Annotated in this window: 15 protein-coding genes; 7 read left to right on the top strand and 8 right to left on the bottom strand. The window is 46.6% G+C overall.

Going from position 1 to position 15,262, the window contains the following annotated elements; genetic code table 11:
• The first annotated feature begins 469 nt into the window (after positions 1-469).
• Positions 470-1,558 carry an acyltransferase family protein gene (locus CJU60_RS20725; protein ID WP_095714817.1) on the top strand — a complete coding sequence of 363 codons (1,089 nt, stop codon included), beginning with the start codon at positions 470-472 and terminating at the stop codon, positions 1,556-1,558.
• Positions 1,559-1,594: 36 nt separating this feature from the next.
• On the opposite strand, the gene CJU60_RS20720 is transcribed toward CJU60_RS20725, so the two are convergent.
• Together CJU60_RS20720 and CJU60_RS20715 are read right to left on the bottom strand one after the other, a co-directional pair.
• Positions 1,595-2,212: a TetR/AcrR family transcriptional regulator gene (locus CJU60_RS20720; protein WP_095714816.1), complete on the bottom strand. Its 618-nt coding sequence runs from the start codon at positions 2,210-2,212 to the stop codon at positions 1,595-1,597.
• Positions 2,178-3,431, bottom strand: coding sequence for an MFS transporter (locus CJU60_RS20715; RefSeq protein ID WP_095714815.1), 1,254 nt, complete (start codon positions 3,429-3,431; stop codon positions 2,178-2,180). Before CJU60_RS20715 ends, CJU60_RS20720 begins: the two co-directional genes overlap by 35 nt.
• A 128-nt stretch (positions 3,432-3,559) precedes the next feature.
• On the opposite strand from CJU60_RS20715, the gene bstA reads away from it, so the two are divergent.
• The gene (bstA, locus tag CJU60_RS20710; protein WP_095714814.1) at positions 3,560-4,096 is read left to right on the top strand and encodes a bacillithiol transferase BstA; all 537 of its coding nucleotides are present in this window, start codon (positions 3,560-3,562) and stop codon (positions 4,094-4,096) included.
• On the opposite strand, the gene CJU60_RS20705 is transcribed toward bstA, so the two are convergent.
• Together CJU60_RS20705 and CJU60_RS20700 are read right to left on the bottom strand one after the other, a co-directional pair.
• Positions 4,093-5,649: an MFS transporter gene (locus tag CJU60_RS20705; protein WP_095714813.1), complete on the bottom strand. Its 1,557-nt coding sequence runs from the start codon at positions 5,647-5,649 to the stop codon at positions 4,093-4,095. The two genes, bstA and CJU60_RS20705, sit on opposite strands and share 4 nt — an antisense overlap.
• A 112-nt stretch (positions 5,650-5,761) precedes the next feature.
• On the bottom strand, positions 5,762-6,244 hold the full coding sequence (locus CJU60_RS20700; RefSeq protein ID WP_095714812.1) for a MarR family transcriptional regulator: 483 nt from the start codon (positions 6,242-6,244) through the stop codon (positions 5,762-5,764).
• Positions 6,245-6,416: 172 nt separating this feature from the next.
• Here CJU60_RS20700 and mprF point away from each other — a divergent pair, with 172 nt between their 5' ends.
• Positions 6,417-8,987 carry a bifunctional lysylphosphatidylglycerol flippase/synthetase MprF gene (gene mprF / locus CJU60_RS20695; protein WP_095714811.1) on the top strand — a complete coding sequence of 857 codons (2,571 nt, stop codon included), beginning with the start codon at positions 6,417-6,419 and terminating at the stop codon, positions 8,985-8,987.
• Between the two features lie 19 nt (positions 8,988-9,006).
• On the opposite strand, the gene CJU60_RS20690 is transcribed toward mprF, so the two are convergent.
• Positions 9,007-9,984, bottom strand: a complete 978-nt coding sequence (locus tag CJU60_RS20690; protein ID WP_095714810.1) for an ABC transporter substrate-binding protein — start codon at positions 9,982-9,984, stop codon at positions 9,007-9,009.
• A gap of 156 nt (positions 9,985-10,140) precedes the next feature.
• Between CJU60_RS20690 and CJU60_RS20685 the strand changes: the two genes are divergently transcribed.
• The 4 genes from CJU60_RS20685 (at position 10,141) to CJU60_RS20670 (ending at position 13,835) form a co-directional block, all read left to right on the top strand.
• Positions 10,141-11,142 carry a FecCD family ABC transporter permease gene (locus tag CJU60_RS20685; RefSeq protein ID WP_095714809.1) on the top strand — a complete coding sequence of 334 codons (1,002 nt, stop codon included), beginning with the start codon at positions 10,141-10,143 and terminating at the stop codon, positions 11,140-11,142.
• A complete protein-coding gene (locus tag CJU60_RS20680) occupies positions 11,139-12,170 on the top strand; it encodes a FecCD family ABC transporter permease (protein WP_095714808.1) in 1,032 nt (343 codons plus the stop codon). The genes CJU60_RS20685 and CJU60_RS20680 overlap by 4 nt, the downstream gene beginning before the upstream one ends.
• Positions 12,171-12,284: 114 nt before the next feature.
• Entirely contained in the window at positions 12,285-13,163 is an 879-nt protein-coding gene (locus CJU60_RS20675; RefSeq protein WP_095714807.1) for a PhzF family phenazine biosynthesis isomerase, read from the top strand.
• Positions 13,164-13,250: 87 nt separating this feature from the next.
• Positions 13,251-13,835 (top strand): nitroreductase family protein, encoded by a 585-nt coding sequence (locus CJU60_RS20670; RefSeq protein ID WP_024120644.1) that lies wholly within the window; start codon positions 13,251-13,253, stop codon positions 13,833-13,835.
• Positions 13,836-13,873: 38 nt separating this feature from the next.
• Here the strand turns inward: CJU60_RS20670 and CJU60_RS20665 are convergent, their stop codons facing one another.
• The 3 genes from CJU60_RS20665 to CJU60_RS20655 all read right to left on the bottom strand — a co-directional run bounded on the left by CJU60_RS20665 (position 13,874) and on the right by CJU60_RS20655 (position 15,206).
• Positions 13,874-14,065: a YfhD family protein gene (locus CJU60_RS20665; RefSeq protein ID WP_044163723.1), complete on the bottom strand. Its 192-nt coding sequence runs from the start codon at positions 14,063-14,065 to the stop codon at positions 13,874-13,876.
• Positions 14,066-14,130: 65 nt separating this feature from the next.
• Positions 14,131-14,241, bottom strand: coding sequence for a YfhE family protein (locus tag CJU60_RS20660; protein WP_010333447.1), 111 nt, complete (start codon positions 14,239-14,241; stop codon positions 14,131-14,133).
• A 53-nt stretch (positions 14,242-14,294) separates the two neighbouring features.
• On the bottom strand, positions 14,295-15,206 hold the full coding sequence (locus CJU60_RS20655) for a TIGR01777 family oxidoreductase (RefSeq protein WP_095714806.1): 912 nt from the start codon (positions 15,204-15,206) through the stop codon (positions 14,295-14,297).
• Positions 15,207-15,262: the final 56 nt, after the last annotated feature.

Below are 15,262 nucleotides of genomic sequence, written 5' to 3'. Positions count from 1 at the left end.
GGTTACAGCAGGTTTTTTGTTTTCTGACAGGTTGAAAAGAGCAGAAAGTCAGAACGAACACGGACCTTTTTGTAAGTTCTAATACAGTTATTCAGCACTTCCCGAATGAACACTTCATTGCTGAAGGTTTTCGCAAATGCGGGAGCCACCGTCTTCGAGACAAATTGTCTTATCCGCAACGCCAGCTTTTTTGGTAATTTCACTCATGGATGCCGAGGCAAATCGCGGATTTTGCAATTTTGCGGAATCAAAAAAGTGAACAGGATACTGTTCCCGCGCGTCAAGCATAGCAGACCGGCTGTACGGGACAAATGGCTAAGGGCGGTATGCCAAAAAGTTATGGGTCTTTATGGGTCTTAGTCGTTCATGCATACTGAAAGATAAGAAATCAGGCACTTTTTTCAATTGAAGCAGGTGTGTTATGGTACAACCATCGATTTCTAAAAATTTGAAATAAAGGAGCGCTGTTATGCAAATCAAAGAAATTTTTGTGATCCGCTGCATTTCGTGCTTAAGTGTCGTTCTGCTCCATATCATTTCAATGGTCCTGATGCTTCAGGCGGAAGCACTTGCTGATATTTCTCACACGGTTGATTCTTTGCGTACACTCCTGATGTTCAGCACGCCTGCTTTCATTTTCATCTCTGAGTTTTTGCTGGCGCGTTCTTATCCTGACGGGGTGCCGGAGGGGTTTTTGAAGAAGAGAGGAAAAGTGATTTTTATTCCCTTTTTGTTTATCGCAGCCATTGATGCCTTGCTGATGGCCAGTGCAATGGGGGGGAAGCTGACTTTTCTGGCGTTTGTGCAGAAATATCTGGAAAACGTATTTTTAGGAAACTTTATCGGATATTTCATTCTTGTCATCTTCCAATTTTATATCCTGCACATGCTCTTTCATGAGTATTTGAAAAAAGCATCGCCAAAATGGGTGCTGTCTGTTTCGTTTGTGGTGACAGCCGCTTATTTGGGCTATTTCTCAGCAGTCAGTCCGGCACCCGCTTCTGAACAAGGCGGTTCATTTCCGTTCTTCTGGGTTCCGTTTGCAGGCTGGCTTTTCTACTTTTGTCTCGCTTATTACTGCGGAAAAGAGTACAAGCGGTTTTTAGCGCTGCTGAATCAATACCGCTGGGTGGTATACGGCGCTGCGGTCGGGTCCGCCGCGTTGGTTGTGGCTGTTTCTTATTTCGGAGAGGTCGGCATGATCAGCTCAAAGCGGCCTGACATCATGCTTTATTCAACAAGTATGATTTTCCTGTGCTTTCACCTGTTTTCTAACATAAAGCAGGTGCCGAAAATCATTATGTTTATCAGTAACTATTCCTTTTCGATTTATCTGCTGCACGCTTATTTTATGATCATTGGCTATGTTTTGCTGTTAAATATGCCAGACATTCCCGCCGTGCCGGCCGTTTTCTTGCTGTTTGCCGTCTGCACAGCGGGCCCGATCCTGACATCCTGGGCACTGAACAAGTTTAAATATGGATATTTGTTTGTAGGGAAAATCTATCAGCCGAAGAAGCGAAAAGTAAAAATGGAAGTGCGAGACCACGCAGGCTGAAAAATCACGGCAGGAGAAACGTTCCTGCCGTGATTTTTATGTTTGATTCACTTGCAATGCTGTTTTTAAATACAGTTTAGCTGCTTCAGCCATTCCTGATACATCAGCTTTATCTTCATTGAAATAAAGCGCGTTCTGGATCATGCCATCGTTCACATTAAGAAAAAACTTAGTAATCGTCGCCAGAGGCTGCAGCGGCTGAAATTCACCTTGATCGATTCCTTTTTGCAAAAGCTTCGAAAACCTTGTCACAAAAAGATCATAACGCTTCTCCAAATACTCGCGCCGTTCTTCATTGCGCCAAGCAGTCACCAAATATTCAAATTGCACCGGCGCCAATGTATCCGCCGCTCCACGTAGGCCTTCAGTCAGTCCATCGAGGTAGCTGGTAATAGTATCCCAGACACTTCGGTTTTCAGCTGATTCATCCAGCTTTCGGAGCCCTTCATCGAGGCCGGCCTCAATGATGCGGCGAAACATCTCTTCTGTACTGGAAAAATAAAGATAGACGCCGCCCCTGCTGAAGCCCGATTCCTCCACAACGTCCTTCATTGTCGTTAATTCAAATCCTTTTCGTTTAAAAACGGTTTTGGCGGCTTCTAAAATCTCCGCTTGCCGTTTATCTTTGTGCTCCTTTGTTACTTTCGGTGACAAAATATCGCCTGCTTTCTGCCATTTTCTTACCTATAAGTGTAGTCAATCCGGCCGCAATCAGCAAGCAGCCGCAGATCAGAAAAGCAAGAGATACGCCGATCAATTCGGCCAGCACGCCCCCGCCCGCCATGCCGAGAATGGAGGCGAGAGTCGTCATGCTCTGAATAGCGCCAAACACTCTGCCGCTATAATCAACAGGCACGGACGTCTGAACAAGAATTTGAAACGGGATATGGACGAGGCCGAAAGCTGCTCCCATGATGAAAAAAGCGAAGATAAAAAGTGCTGTGCCGACAATTCCGAGGCCTCCCAGAAATGGCACACATCCAGTTGCTATTCCAAGCAGACATGCCCCTAGTGTGAAATAAAGCAGATAAGAGGAAATTCGCCTTTTTCCTACAATGGACGCCGTCAGCAGCATACCGGCCCCGCTTACGGCCATGCACCATCCTGCAAGTTCGGGCGGCGCACCGGGAAAAGAGCGGATGAGAATAATAGCCTGTGAATCGCCTATCTGCAATATGAAGAGAACAAAGCAAGCCGTGAACAAGCCCGTCAATAGAAGAGGTGTCTGTTTCATAAATAGAAAACCTTCTTTTATAGAAGCAAGTGCTGATGTTTTGTCTTGAGGTGTATTGGGTGTTTGCTGAAACGCATCTCTCGGAAGCAAAAACAAAATGACAGCAGACAGAAGAAAAGCGCCCGCGTTGATGAAGAAAACGGAATGAATGGAGACTGCGGCGACCATTATGCCGCCAAGCGCGGGACCGAAAATTTTTGCAGTGTTATCGATGATGCTGCTGATAGAAACAGCCTGCTGAAGGAAAGCTTCTGATGTCAATTCCTTAAGCTTGCCGTTTTTAGAAGGTGAAAACAATGAAGAAAAACAGCTCTGAAGGCTGAGCAATACGTAAAGCTGCCAAAGCTCACTGACATAAACACAGCTGATAACGGTGAGGGTGCGGCCGATTTCAGACAGAAACATGATCATTTTTCTGTCAAATCGATCTGCAAGCACACCCGATACGGGGCCGAGAACAATGACAGGCAGTGCAAATGACATCATTAAAAAAGACATATCCAGTGAAGAAGCATCCAGCTGAAAGGCGGCTAATGTTAAGACGGCCAAAATGTGCAGCCAGTCGCCAAGGGAAGAAATCGTTTGCGAGGCTAACAGCGTCATCAGCCCTTTATTTCTCCAAAACAATGATTGACCCATAGTTTTCTCCTCCTGCTCATAAAAGTGACACTAGTGTCGTTTTTATTGTATGGGAAAATAACACAATAAACAATCGTTTTCTTGTAAAATAATAAAGATTGAATAAAGCATTCAGGAGGGAAATGTGCATGTCAACAGCCAATCTAAGCTATCCGATAGGAGAGTACAAGCCTAGGAAATTCATATCAAACGAGCAGAAAGAAGAATGGATTCAAGTGCTGGAGGAAGTGCCGGTTAAGCTGAAGCAAGCCGTTGAGGGAATGACGGACAGCCAGCTTGATACACCGTACCGAGACGGCGGATGGACCGTCCGGCAAGTTGTTCATCATCTGGCTGACAGTCATATGAACAGCTATATCCGTTTTAAATTAAGCTTGACAGAAGAGACGCCGGCCATCCGTCCGTATGATGAAAAAGCATGGTCGGAGCTTGAAGACTCCAAAACAGCGGAGCCGAGCGGTTCACTCGCGCTTTTGCAGGAGCTTCACGGAAGATGGACGGCTCTTCTCCGCACTCTGACGGATCAGCAATTTCAGCGCGGATTTTACCATCCCGATACAAAAGAGATCATTACCCTAGAGAACGCGCTCGGGCTGTATGTTTGGCACTCACATCACCATATCGCTCATATTACGGAGCTTTCCAAACGGATGGGGTGGTCTTAACGCTTTTGCCGGCGGAAAGCCGGGAGACTGATTGCTGCAATCACCAGCAGAGAAATCACAGCCGCCGCCGCATATAAATGATCATAGCCGCTGGCAACACTGGCATGAATGGCATCGCTTATCGCAGTTTTGACTTCAGGCACAGGAAAGCGTTCGATCTGTTCTTGTAAAGAAGAAACATCTGAACTGTCGATCTCGGGAATCATCTGCATAGCCTTCCCTGACTGTCCGCTGTCCGATAAGCGGCTGCTGATTTCATCGCCGATTTGGTCAAACCCTGCTGTGATAAAACCTGCATAAAGAGTAGGCGCCAATGTCAGTCCGATTTGCCTTACTAATGAAAGCGTGCCGAGCGCCGTGCCCTTATTCGCTTTAGCTGCTTCTGATACAAGAACATTCAGCGGAGCGCCTAGCAGAAAGCCAAAACCGATGCCGGCCGCCACGCTTGCAATGACAAACTCCCATTTTTCCGTCACCCAAAGCGGAAATAAAGCAAATCCCGCACATGAAATGATTCCTGAAAGCACAACAGTTTTCACCGGTCCTTTTTTGTCGGTGAGCGCTCCGCCAAGCCAAGCGCCGATTCCGGAAGCTAAGGCAAGAGGTGTCATCCAATAGCCCGCTTTTGCGGCAGGAACGCCTAAATATTGCTCAACATATGACGGAATAAAAATAACCGCCGCCAACAGGCCCCCGGATAATAAACCGATGATAAGCGTTCGCTGAAACATGTGATTCCGAAGTAAAGAATACGCCAGAATGGGATCGCCCCCGCGCATTTCCATCCGCTTCTCAAACCATACGAGCGCCGCAAAACAAAAAATACCGAAAACAATACATCCATAAACCTCAGGATCTCCCAGGCTTTTTAAGAGATTTGCCCCGTCAAGGTTTGTCATGCCGTACATTACAGCCAAAATTGACAAGGACAGAAGAAAAATTCCGGCCGTGTCGAGACGTTTGGCCTCCGGCGCTTTGGTTTCCACAATAAAAAATGCACCGAAAACAACCAGCAGCACTGCAATCGGCAGGTTAATCAAAAACAGCCAATGCCATGACCCGGTCCAATCAAGCAGAAAGCTTCCGATATTGGGTCCGAGCACAGCAGCCATCCCGTTCATCGCCCCTAGCAAACCAAGGGCCTTCCCTTGCTTTTCCTTTGGAAGTGTAGCAAGGACGTGAGAACTTCCGATGATGAAAATCCCGCCGCCTCCAAGCGCCTGAATCAGCCGTGAGATAAGAAATAGCGGAAAGCTTTGGCTTAAAGCGACAAGCAAAGAACCAAGCCCGAAAAGGCCGACTTCAATAAGAAACAGCTTTTTTCTGCCGTAGCGGTCGGAAAGCTTTCCGACGATCGGCACACTGACGCTGAGACCGAGCGTATAAAGCGTAATGCCCCATGAACCCCAAGACGGAGAAACGGCAAACGATTCGTTTATCGTGGTCAGCGCAGCGGAGATGATCCCGTTATCCAGCGCAGCCATAAACACACCGATGGTAAACAGGCTGATCGCCCACTTTTGGCTTTTTTGATCTGCCAATGCCTTATGCATATTCATCACTCCTTTTACTTCACTCAGAATATATTATTCATTTAAAATGAACTAAATGTCAAATAAAAAAAGTCTGCCTCCGCAGTTTGCGTGAGGACAGACTTCGCTGACATTATTCTTTTTTAGCCTGCTCCAGCGCTCTGGAAAGAACAGAAAGCCCTTTGGAAACAGCTTGCTTTTCATCAGGAGACAGCATTTCCAAGGAACGCTTCAATTTCATATGGCCCTTTTGATAAAGCCCGCGAAAAATATTTTTCGCATCCTCCGTTAAATGGACAACCACTGAACGGCGGTCCTCTTCAGAGTGTGATCGTTTAACAAAGCCGGATTTCTCAAGGCGGTCTAGCAGCCCGGTTGTATTTGATAGGGAAGCTCCCATTTTCTCTGCAATATCACTGACCTTCAGCGTTCCGTGATTGTTTAAAAGCATCAGCACTTTCATTTGCGGCATGCTCATATCCAGCTTCATCCACTCAGACACATCACCGAGCCCGGCAGATGTTAAGACTTTCATATAAAGCACCCAAATTTCACGTTCCTCAGATGAAAGAATATTTTCGTTTAATACTGTTGTATCATGTAAGTTATATTCCATTTGATCACTTCCTCATCATTCGCTCCTCTTACCATATTACTCGATTTTAACTGCTGAAAGAAAGTCAGCATAAACCGCAGATGGGACTTTGTCCGAAAAATAGCGGTAGTGTATAATGAGTTGGAGATTATTGGGGAAAGAAATATCGAACTGTATATGATTGGAGAGACCATTGCTGATTAAAAAGAATGCTTTATCAATTTTAAAAATCGTTTTTCCTGTTGCTGTTTTACTATTTGTGTTTTATCAGTCGAAAAAAGAATTGACAAACCTGTCATTCAAACGAACGCTTATGGTGATCAACGGGCTGGAGCGGACCGACTTATTCATTCTTGTGCTCATCGGCCTGCTTGCTGTTGCGGCCATGTCACTCTATGATTACGTTCTTAAATATTCGCTGCGCCTTTCGATCACAAACGGAAAGGTGTTCAGAGTATCCTGGATTGCCAATTCATTTAATAATGTGCTCGGGTTCGGCGGTTTAGCCGGTGTCGGGTTAAGAATGATGTTCTATAAGGAGCATACGAAAGACCATAAGGCGCTCGTGAAAGGAATCGCCTGGCTAACGTCATCTATGCTGCTCGGGCTATCTGTTTTCAGCATTTTCGTCGCAGCGCGGGTGCTGCCAGTGGATGAAGTGATCCATGAAAAGCCTTGGCTGTGGGCAGTCGTTATCGGTTTCGCGCTGATTTTGCCGTTATCCTTGGCGGTGGCCAAAATAAAAGGCCGCAAAGCCGGAGACGAAGAAAATGAGGATAAAGTGAAAAATCCGATTTTCGCTTATATGGGCGCTTCCGTAGCAGAATGGCTTATGGCTGGAATCGTGATCTATCTGTCTCTGCTCGCCATGGGAATTCATGCTGACATCAGGTATGTGTTCGGGGTATTTGTGATTGCGGCAATCGGAGGCATGATCAGTCTTGTTCCAGGCGGCTTCGGCTCGTTTGACCTTTTGTTTTTGCTCGGAATGGAGCAGCTTGGCTACCATCAGGAAGCCATTGTGACGTCGATTGTGCTGTACCGGCTTGTCTATTCATTTATCCCGTTCGTTTTGGGGCTGTTCTTTGCTGCCGGCGACCTGACCGAAAATACAATGAAACGGCTCGAAACGAACCCGCGCATCGCACCGGCTATCGAAACGACAAACGTGCTGCTTGTCGTACAGCGGGCCATGTTAGTGAGGATTTTACAGGGATCGCTTTCACTTATTGTGTTCGTAGCCGGTCTCATTGTCCTTGCGTCGGTGTCACTGCCGATTGATAGGCTGACAGTCATTCCGCACATTCCCCGTCCGGTCCTTTTGCTGTTCAACGGGCTGTCCTTAAGCTCAGCGCTCATTTTGCTGATATTGCCGATCGAGCTTTATAAACGGACAAAACGGTCCTATACAATGGCGATTACAGCACTTGTCGGCGGATTTGTTTTCAGCTTTTTAAAAGGGCTCAATATCAGTGCAATATTCATATTGCCGATTATCATCGTCTTGCTTGTGCTGCTGAAAAAACAATTTGTCAGAGAACAGGCTTCCTATACACTAGGGCAAATGATTTTCGCTGCGGCCCTGTTTACTGTGGCACTGTTTAACTATAACCTTATCGCAAGCTTCATCTGGGATCGGATGAAAAAGGTGCTGCGCCACGAATATTTCGTCCACAGCACTTCCCATATTACACATGCGACCATCATGGCAGTCATCGCCGTTCCGCTGTTCTTCTTTATTTTTACAGTGGTGTACCATAAGAAAACCAAACCAATTGGGGAAAAAGCTGATCCAGAACGTCTTGCTGAGTTTTTGAATGAAAAAGGCGGCAACGCGCTGAGCCATCTTGGCTTTCTCGAAGATAAGCGGTTTTATTTTTCAAGTGACGGAAATGCCCTGCTTCTGTTTGGAAAAATCGCCAGACGGCTGGTCGTGCTCGGCGATCCGTCAGGCCAAAGAGAATCGTTCCCGCTCGTGCTGGAAGAATTTCTGAACGAAGCACATCAAAAGGGCTTCAGTGTTCTGTTCTATCAAATCGAACGAGAGGACATGGCGCTGTACCATGATTTTGGGTATAACTTTTTTAAACTTGGCGAGGAAGCCTATGTGGACTTAAACACGTTTACCATATCAGGGAAGAAAAAAGCCGGCCTGCGGGCAATCAATAACCGGTTTGAACGGGAGGAATATACTTTCCATGTTGATCATCCTCCATTTTCAGATCAGTTTTTTGAAGAGCTCAAACAAATCTCCGATGAATGGCTCGGCTCGAAAAAGGAGAAGGGCTTTTCGCTCGGGTTCTTTGACCCGTCATATTTACAGAGAGCACCGATCGCCTATATGAAAAATGCCGAAGGGGACATTGTAGCTTTCGCCAATATCATGCCGATGTATCAGGAAGGCGAAATCTCGGTCGATCTGATGCGCTATCGCAGCGACGCCCCGAACGGTATTATGGATGCATTGTTCATCCGCATGTTTTTATGGGCGAAGGAGGAGGGGTGCACGTCATTTAACATGGGCATGGCGCCCTTGGCCAATGTCGGCACGGCCTTTACATCCTTCTGGTCAGAGCGCTTCGCGGCTGTCATTTTTAATAATGTTCGGTACATGTACAGCTTCAGCGGGCTCCGAGCATTTAAAGAAAAATACAAACCCGAATGGCGCGGAAAATACTTGGCGTATCGGAAAAACAGATCTCTTTCTGTCACCATGTTCCTCGTCACGCGTCTGATCGGCAAAAGCAAAAAAGACTCCGTCTAAACAGACGGAGTTCTTTTTTTTATTTAGACTTTAAGAAATACGTTTCAATATCGTCAAGCAGATAGTTTGCGGCTTTGATTCCGCCTGCGGTTGTCCACACGACGTCATCGACCTCATGGGCGTTCCCTGATTTCACAGCCTTGAGGTTTTTCCATAGTGAACTGCTCGTCCACTGATTGGCCCATTTCTCATTATCTTTTGCATTATCGGCTTTATAAGTGAAATAAAAAAGCACATCGCCATCCATATCAGGAATGGATTCTTTGCTGTCTGTTGAGAACGTGAATTGGTCCTTTTGTTTCTTGAATAGCTCAACTTGCTTTTCAGGACGTTTAAAACCAAGCTGGTCTAAAATAATGCCAGAGAATGAATCCTTATAATAGATTCTCGACTCGCCGGACAAAAAGCGTACAACAGACACGGTTTTGTTTGTCTGATCGCCAAGCTTATCTTTCATATCGGCAACGCGCTTATCAAAATCAGCAATGACTTCTTTGCCTTTGTCCGCCTTATTCACCGCGTCGGCATAAAGAGTCAGGTTATCCTTCCAGTTCCCGGCTAAAGATTCAGCGAAAACCGTCGGCGCAATCGCATTTAACTGATCATAAATCTTTTCTTGGCGCACTTTATTTCCAATAATCAAATCAGGCTTTAATTCCGCGATGGCTTCCACATTCGGTTCAGTTTCTAGCCCGACGTTTTTAACACTCTCCATATCGTCTTTCAGGTAGTCATACCACGGGTCGCCCTTCCATGACTTCACGGCCCCGACAGGTTTAATGCCAAGCGCTAAAAGCGCCTCTGTTCCTTCATTTGTTAAGACGACAATCCGTTTTGGATGGGCTGGAATGTTGTCTGATGTCCCCATTGCATGTTTAACCGTTCTTGTTTTGCTGCTTGACCCCTCGCTGTTACTTGAACTTTCTGAACTATTACAGGCAGAAAGCATCATAACGGCCATAAGTAATACAAATAGCATGCTGATATGCTTTTTCATCTTTTTCCTCCCAATATTGAAATTCATTATCATTTAGATCATAATAAGCAGTGGTGAGAGTGTCAATCATTAATTGAGGATGATTCTCAAAAACAATCAATTTACTGCAGTCATGATGAAGAATGTTACATAGTAAATCACTAGGAGAATTGGATGATGATCTTCAAAAAGGCTTATTCGAAATGGATTTTGTTATTATGTCTGCTTTTCGTTTTGCTGGCGGCTGTCTGCGCAAGTGTCATATACGGCTATACCGGTACGTCATGGGGACAGGTCTATCAAGCGTTTACATCTTTTAACGGATCAAATGAGCAAGTCATCATTAAAGACGTCAGGCTCCCGCGCGCCTTGGTTGCCACGGTCGTCGGCGCTTCCCTTGCGGCTGCCGGCGCTCTGATGCAGGCGCTGACAAAAAACCCGCTAGCATCACCAGGGATTTTCGGAATCAACGCAGGGGCCGGCTTTTTTATTGTTGCCGGATCATTTTTTCTGCATATTCAATCACCCCAAGCGCTTGTATGGAGCTCGTTTCTCGGTGCTTCCTTTACCGCCGCGATTGTCTATGCCGCAGGTTCGCTTGGAAGGGAAGGGCTCACGCCGATCAAATTGACGCTGGCTGGAGCAGCCATGGCGGCAATGTTTTCTTCGCTGACACAAGGCATGCTTTCCGTCAATGAACTCGAGCTGGCTCAGGTGCTATTTTGGCTGACGGGCTCTGTGCAGGGCAGGAGTCTCGATTTGCTGATGACAATGCTTCCATATGCCGCGGCGGCGCTTTTGATCAGCTGTTTCCTCGGCCGAAAAATTAATCTTCTTGTCATGGGAGAAGATGTTGCCAAAGGACTTGGTCAAAAAACGGGACTGCTGAAATTCGCTATGGCACTATGCATTGTCCTGCTTGCCGGTTCGGCTGTCGCCATTGCCGGGCCGATTTCCTTTATCGGCATCATCATCCCGCACTTTGCCCGCTTTATCATCGGCAATGATTATCGCTGGGTTCTGCCGTTTTCCGCTGTGTTGGGTGCGATTTTACTTGTTGCCGCGGACATCGGGGCACGATATATCATTATGCCTCAGGAAGTTCCTGTCGGGGTTATGACGGCGATTATCGGCATGCCTGTGTTTGTTTACATCGCAAGAAGGGGGGCGAATCTATGAAACTTCGTTTTGGCTTTACAGCGGCTGAAAAGAAAGCATGGATTGTCTTTTTTGTTTTACTCGGTTTAACAGCGGCCGTGTTCATCATAAGCGCCGGTCTCGGACAGCGGTTCATTCCTCCTTGGGATGTGGCCAAAACATTTTTCGGTGCAGGTTCAAAGCTCGATGAAATGATGGTGATGTCGTTCCGCATGCCAAGAATTTTGACAGCTGTATGCGCCGGCGTTTGCTTGGCTGCGGCAGGCGCAATTTTGCAGGGGCTGGTCAGAAACCCTCTCGCATCCCCAGATATTATCGGAATCACGGGCGGAGCGGCTGTGGCTGTGGTGCTTGTCATGATGTTCTTCTCAGACCAAAGCGATTCACTGACGATCAGTCTGTCATGGCTTCCGGCTGCCGCATTTATCGGGGCATCAGTTGTTGGACTTATCGTTTATTTACTCGCATACAAAAATGGCGCCTCCACGTTTCGGCTGGTGCTGATCGGAATCGGATTTTCAATGTCTGCACAAGCGATGACCACATTGCTCATGATCAAAGGACCGATCTACAGGGCGTCCCAAGCCAATGTATATATAACAGGTTCGGTCTACGGATCTAACTGGCAGCATGTAAAAATAGCCGTGTTGCTGTCTGTCATTCTCTTATTCATTTGTTTTATCTGTCTTAAAAATATGAATATACAGATGCTCGGTGAAGATATTGCGGCAGGCGCGGGAAGCTCCGTGCAAAGAAACCGGTTCTTCCTCCTGCTGCTGAGTACGGCTCTTACGGGCTGTGCGGTTTCGGTTGCCGGAACGATTGGTTTTGTCGGTCTGATGGCGCCGCACATCGCAAGGCGTCTCGTCGGCTCGTCTTACGGTGCGCTGCTCCCGACATCTGCACTGATCGGGGCTCTGCTCGTATTAGGAGCAGACATCATCGGCAGAACCTTATTTGCCCCGGTCGAAGTCCCGGCAGGCGTTTTTACAGCGGCGATCGGCGCCCCCTATTTTATTTATTTGCTCTATAAAACAAGAAATTCCTGATTGTAAGAACCCGTTTTCTCTGCAAAGAAAATGGGTTCTTGATATTGACTGAAAATTCCCTCTAATATTTTGTTATACTGACAGAGACATTGATGTAGAAAGGATGGCAGGCGAATGAAAGCAGAGGTATTAAAATATGAAGCATTTACGGAAAATCCCGGCAAAGGAAACCCAGCGGGTGTGGTATTGAACGGGGACCATTACACAGAAGAAGAAATGCAGAGAATAGCTGAAATCGCAGGATATTCAGAAACCTCCTTTATTCGGAACAGCGAGGCGGCTGATCTTGAACTCCGTTACTTCACTCCTGGACACGAAATGAATTTATGCGGACATGCGACGGTCGCTTCCCTATACGCATTATGTGAAAAAGGAAGGCTGGAGATTGGTAAAACGTACAGCATCCAGACAAAAGCCGGCATCCTGCCAGCAAACATTTCTGAAAAAGAGGGGCGCATCCATATCACACTTGAACAGGCTGCTCCGAAATTCAAACCATTTACGGGCGACCGGGAAAGGCTCGCGGACGCATTGGGAATTACGGCGGAGGACTTTCATGAGGACCTTCCAATTGTTTTTGGCAGTACAGGCATATGGACTGCGATCGTTCCGCTCAAATCATTAGAAGCCTCTAAAAAAATGGTGCCGAATAACAAACAATTTCCGGAAGTTCTAGTTGATCTGCCAAAAGCCTCAGTGCATCCGTTTACCTTTGAAACGATTCACTCTGACAGCGACCTGCACGGGCGCCACTTTTCGTCGCCGTATTCAGGAACAATAGAAGATCCCGTGACTGGCACAGCATCCGGTGTGATGGGAGCTTACATGCAGCGATACGGCCGGTCCGGGCAGCGTACATTCATCATTGAACAAGGACAGGAGATGGGGAAAGACGGAAGAGTGGAAATTGAAATAAATGGAGATAACGATCACATCAAAGTGAACATGACAGGGACTGCCGTTTACTCAGAAACTCGGATTCTTGAAATCTAATATGGCTGACGGTTTACAAAAAGCTGCACTTTCCGTTATGATTATGATTGATAATCATTTTCAATTGGATAGAAAGGGTGAAGCGGTATGCCTCAAGCCGAACAGATAAATCAAGATTCAGCACTGCGGGATATCATACGCAGCAGAAGATCAATCCGTAAATTTAAACAAGATCCCGTACCTCCGGCTGTCATCCTTGACATGCTAGAAACGGCAAAATATGCGCCAAATCACAGAGTGACGGAGCCTTGGAGATTTATTTACGTTTCCAGTGAAACAGGAAAAGCAAGCTTGATTAAAACCTTTGCTTCATTTTCTAAAAAATCAAAGCCGGACATGACGGAAGAAAAACTCCAAAATTTCAAAAAGACACTCAGCCGTGTGCCGGGATTTCTGCTCGTTGTATTTCAGGAAGATGAGAACGAAAGAGCAAGAGATGATGATTTTGCGGCAACCAGCTCATTGATTCAAAACCTCCAGCTTCTTGCCTGGGAAAAAGGAATTGGCATGGTTTGGAAAAGTGGAAAGATCCTCTATGATAAAGACGTGCATCAAGCCTTCGGTTTACAGGATAACGAGCGCTTCGCCGCGATCATACAAACAGGCTATCCTGATGAAATGCCGGAAGTGAAAAAACGCACACCGATAAAGGAACGGTTCACCGAGCTGTAAAAAACCCCCTGTCTCAAGCAGAGACAAGGGGTTTTTCGTTAACGTTTTTTGCTTTTCGCTCTGCTGTCGGCCGCTTTCGCGCGCTCCTGCGCTTCGCGGTCATCCGCATCAGCGAGTTCGCTTGAATATTCCTCGTAAACGCCGTCAGTTTCTCGTTTTAACGCATCGGGAACCTGAGGAAGTTTTTGTTTGTTTTTATCACGGTTTTTGTGGATATGATTTCTGCCCATATCAAATTCCCCCTAAAAAGTGATATCAAACAAACATAGTATCTGCTTTCCGGCGCTATGTATCCCTACTTCCGCTTAGCAGCTTTTTCCGCCTTTTTAAATTCACTCGAATAAAGAACTTCCTGCATTTTCTTCAGGTTGGCTCCTTGCTGGTGCTTCTCCCTCTTCTTTTCCATAAAAGGACCTCCTTCAACCATGTTATTCTTAAGGTTGACGCTTCCTTCCGTTTTTATACAGCCTTTCGGTCCGTCAGCAGCTGCGAGAGGGCGAATTCAAGATCTGAATATGTAAAACGGAATCCGGACGTAATTGCTTTTTTCGGCAGAGCGCGCTGTCCTTTCACGATAAGCAGGCTCATTTCTCCCAATGCTTTTGATAAAAAGAATGCTGGAACGGGGAGCCAGTGGGGACGGTGTTTCACCCGTGCAATCGTTTTTCCGAACTGCTTCATTTCAACCGGATTAGGCGCTGTCACATTAACAGGACCTGAGACGCTGTCGTTTTCGATTGCATATACAATCAGCTGGGCGGCGTCCTCCACGTGAATCCAGGACAGCCACTGATTGCCCGTCCCGATCGTTCCGCCGGCCAGCAGCTTATATGGCAGAACCATCAGCGGGAGAGCGCCTTTTTCTCCGAGCATCACGCCAAATCTCGCGTAAACCGTTCGAATGCCCATCATTTCTATATTTTGCCCTTCCCGTTCCCACATATGTGCAGTGTGGCTGAGAAAATCCTCGTCCGACGTGGGGGAGTCTTCTGTAAAGGTTTTTTCAAGGCTAGTGCCGTAAATGCCCACTGCACTGGCTTGAATAAGCGCCTTCGGTTTTTCCGCCTGTTTATGAATAAGCCGCCGTACTTCCCGGGTTGCATCGATCCGGCTGGAGAGAATTTGCTGCTTCGTTTTTTCGTTCCAGCGGCCAAAAATTGATTTTCCCGCAAGATTTACCCAAACATCAATATGAGGAAGTTCTTGTTCAGGCGCAGCTTCTTCAGTCAGCCATTGGACATAACTGATATTTTTTTGTTCAGTTTTTGGCGCGTTTCTTGATAAAATATAAACATGATGTCCCTGGCGGGTGAGGACGCCAGTCAGATGCGTACCGAGAAAACCCGTTCCGCCCGTCATTGCAATATTCATAAACATCTCTCCTCATCGTTCTGATACCTATACTTTACCTCATTTTGATCATAGAA

Source organism: Bacillus sp. 7705b, assembly GCF_002289525.1.
Classification (GTDB): Bacteria; Bacillota; Bacilli; order Bacillales; family Bacillaceae; genus Bacillus; species Bacillus halotolerans.
Note: the sequence above shows the minus strand (reverse complement) of the source record. Positions and strands in the feature narration are given on the sequence as shown.

Bases quoted from the DNA above. Each gene is read 5' to 3' on its own strand.
- CJU60_RS20725 (WP_095714817.1), top strand. From the start codon at position 470: ATGCAAATCAAAGAAATTTTTGTGATCCGCTGCATTTCGTGCTTAAGT.
- CJU60_RS20715 (WP_095714815.1), bottom strand. From the start codon at position 3,431: ATGGGTCAATCATTGTTTTGGAGAAATAAAGGGCTGATGACGCTGTTA.
- bstA (WP_095714814.1), top strand. From the start codon at position 3,560: ATGTCAACAGCCAATCTAAGCTATCCGATAGGAGAGTACAAGCCTAGG.
- CJU60_RS20705 (WP_095714813.1), bottom strand. From the start codon at position 5,649: ATGCATAAGGCATTGGCAGATCAAAAAAGCCAAAAGTGGGCGATCAGC.
- CJU60_RS20700 (WP_095714812.1), bottom strand. From the start codon at position 6,244: ATGGAATATAACTTACATGATACAACAGTATTAAACGAAAATATTCTT.
- CJU60_RS20690 (WP_095714810.1), bottom strand. From the start codon at position 9,984: ATGAAAAAGCATATCAGCATGCTATTTGTATTACTTATGGCCGTTATG.
- CJU60_RS20685 (WP_095714809.1), top strand. From the start codon at position 10,141: ATGATCTTCAAAAAGGCTTATTCGAAATGGATTTTGTTATTATGTCTG.
- CJU60_RS20680 (WP_095714808.1), top strand. From the start codon at position 11,139: ATGAAACTTCGTTTTGGCTTTACAGCGGCTGAAAAGAAAGCATGGATT.
- CJU60_RS20675 (WP_095714807.1), top strand. From the start codon at position 12,285: ATGAAAGCAGAGGTATTAAAATATGAAGCATTTACGGAAAATCCCGGC.
- CJU60_RS20670 (WP_024120644.1), top strand. From the start codon at position 13,251: ATGCCTCAAGCCGAACAGATAAATCAAGATTCAGCACTGCGGGATATC.
- CJU60_RS20665 (WP_044163723.1), bottom strand. From the start codon at position 14,065: ATGGGCAGAAATCATATCCACAAAAACCGTGATAAAAACAAACAAAAA.
- CJU60_RS20660 (WP_010333447.1), bottom strand. From the start codon at position 14,241: ATGGAAAAGAAGAGGGAGAAGCACCAGCAAGGAGCCAACCTGAAGAAA.
- CJU60_RS20655 (WP_095714806.1), bottom strand. From the start codon at position 15,206: ATGAATATTGCAATGACGGGCGGAACGGGTTTTCTCGGTACGCATCTG.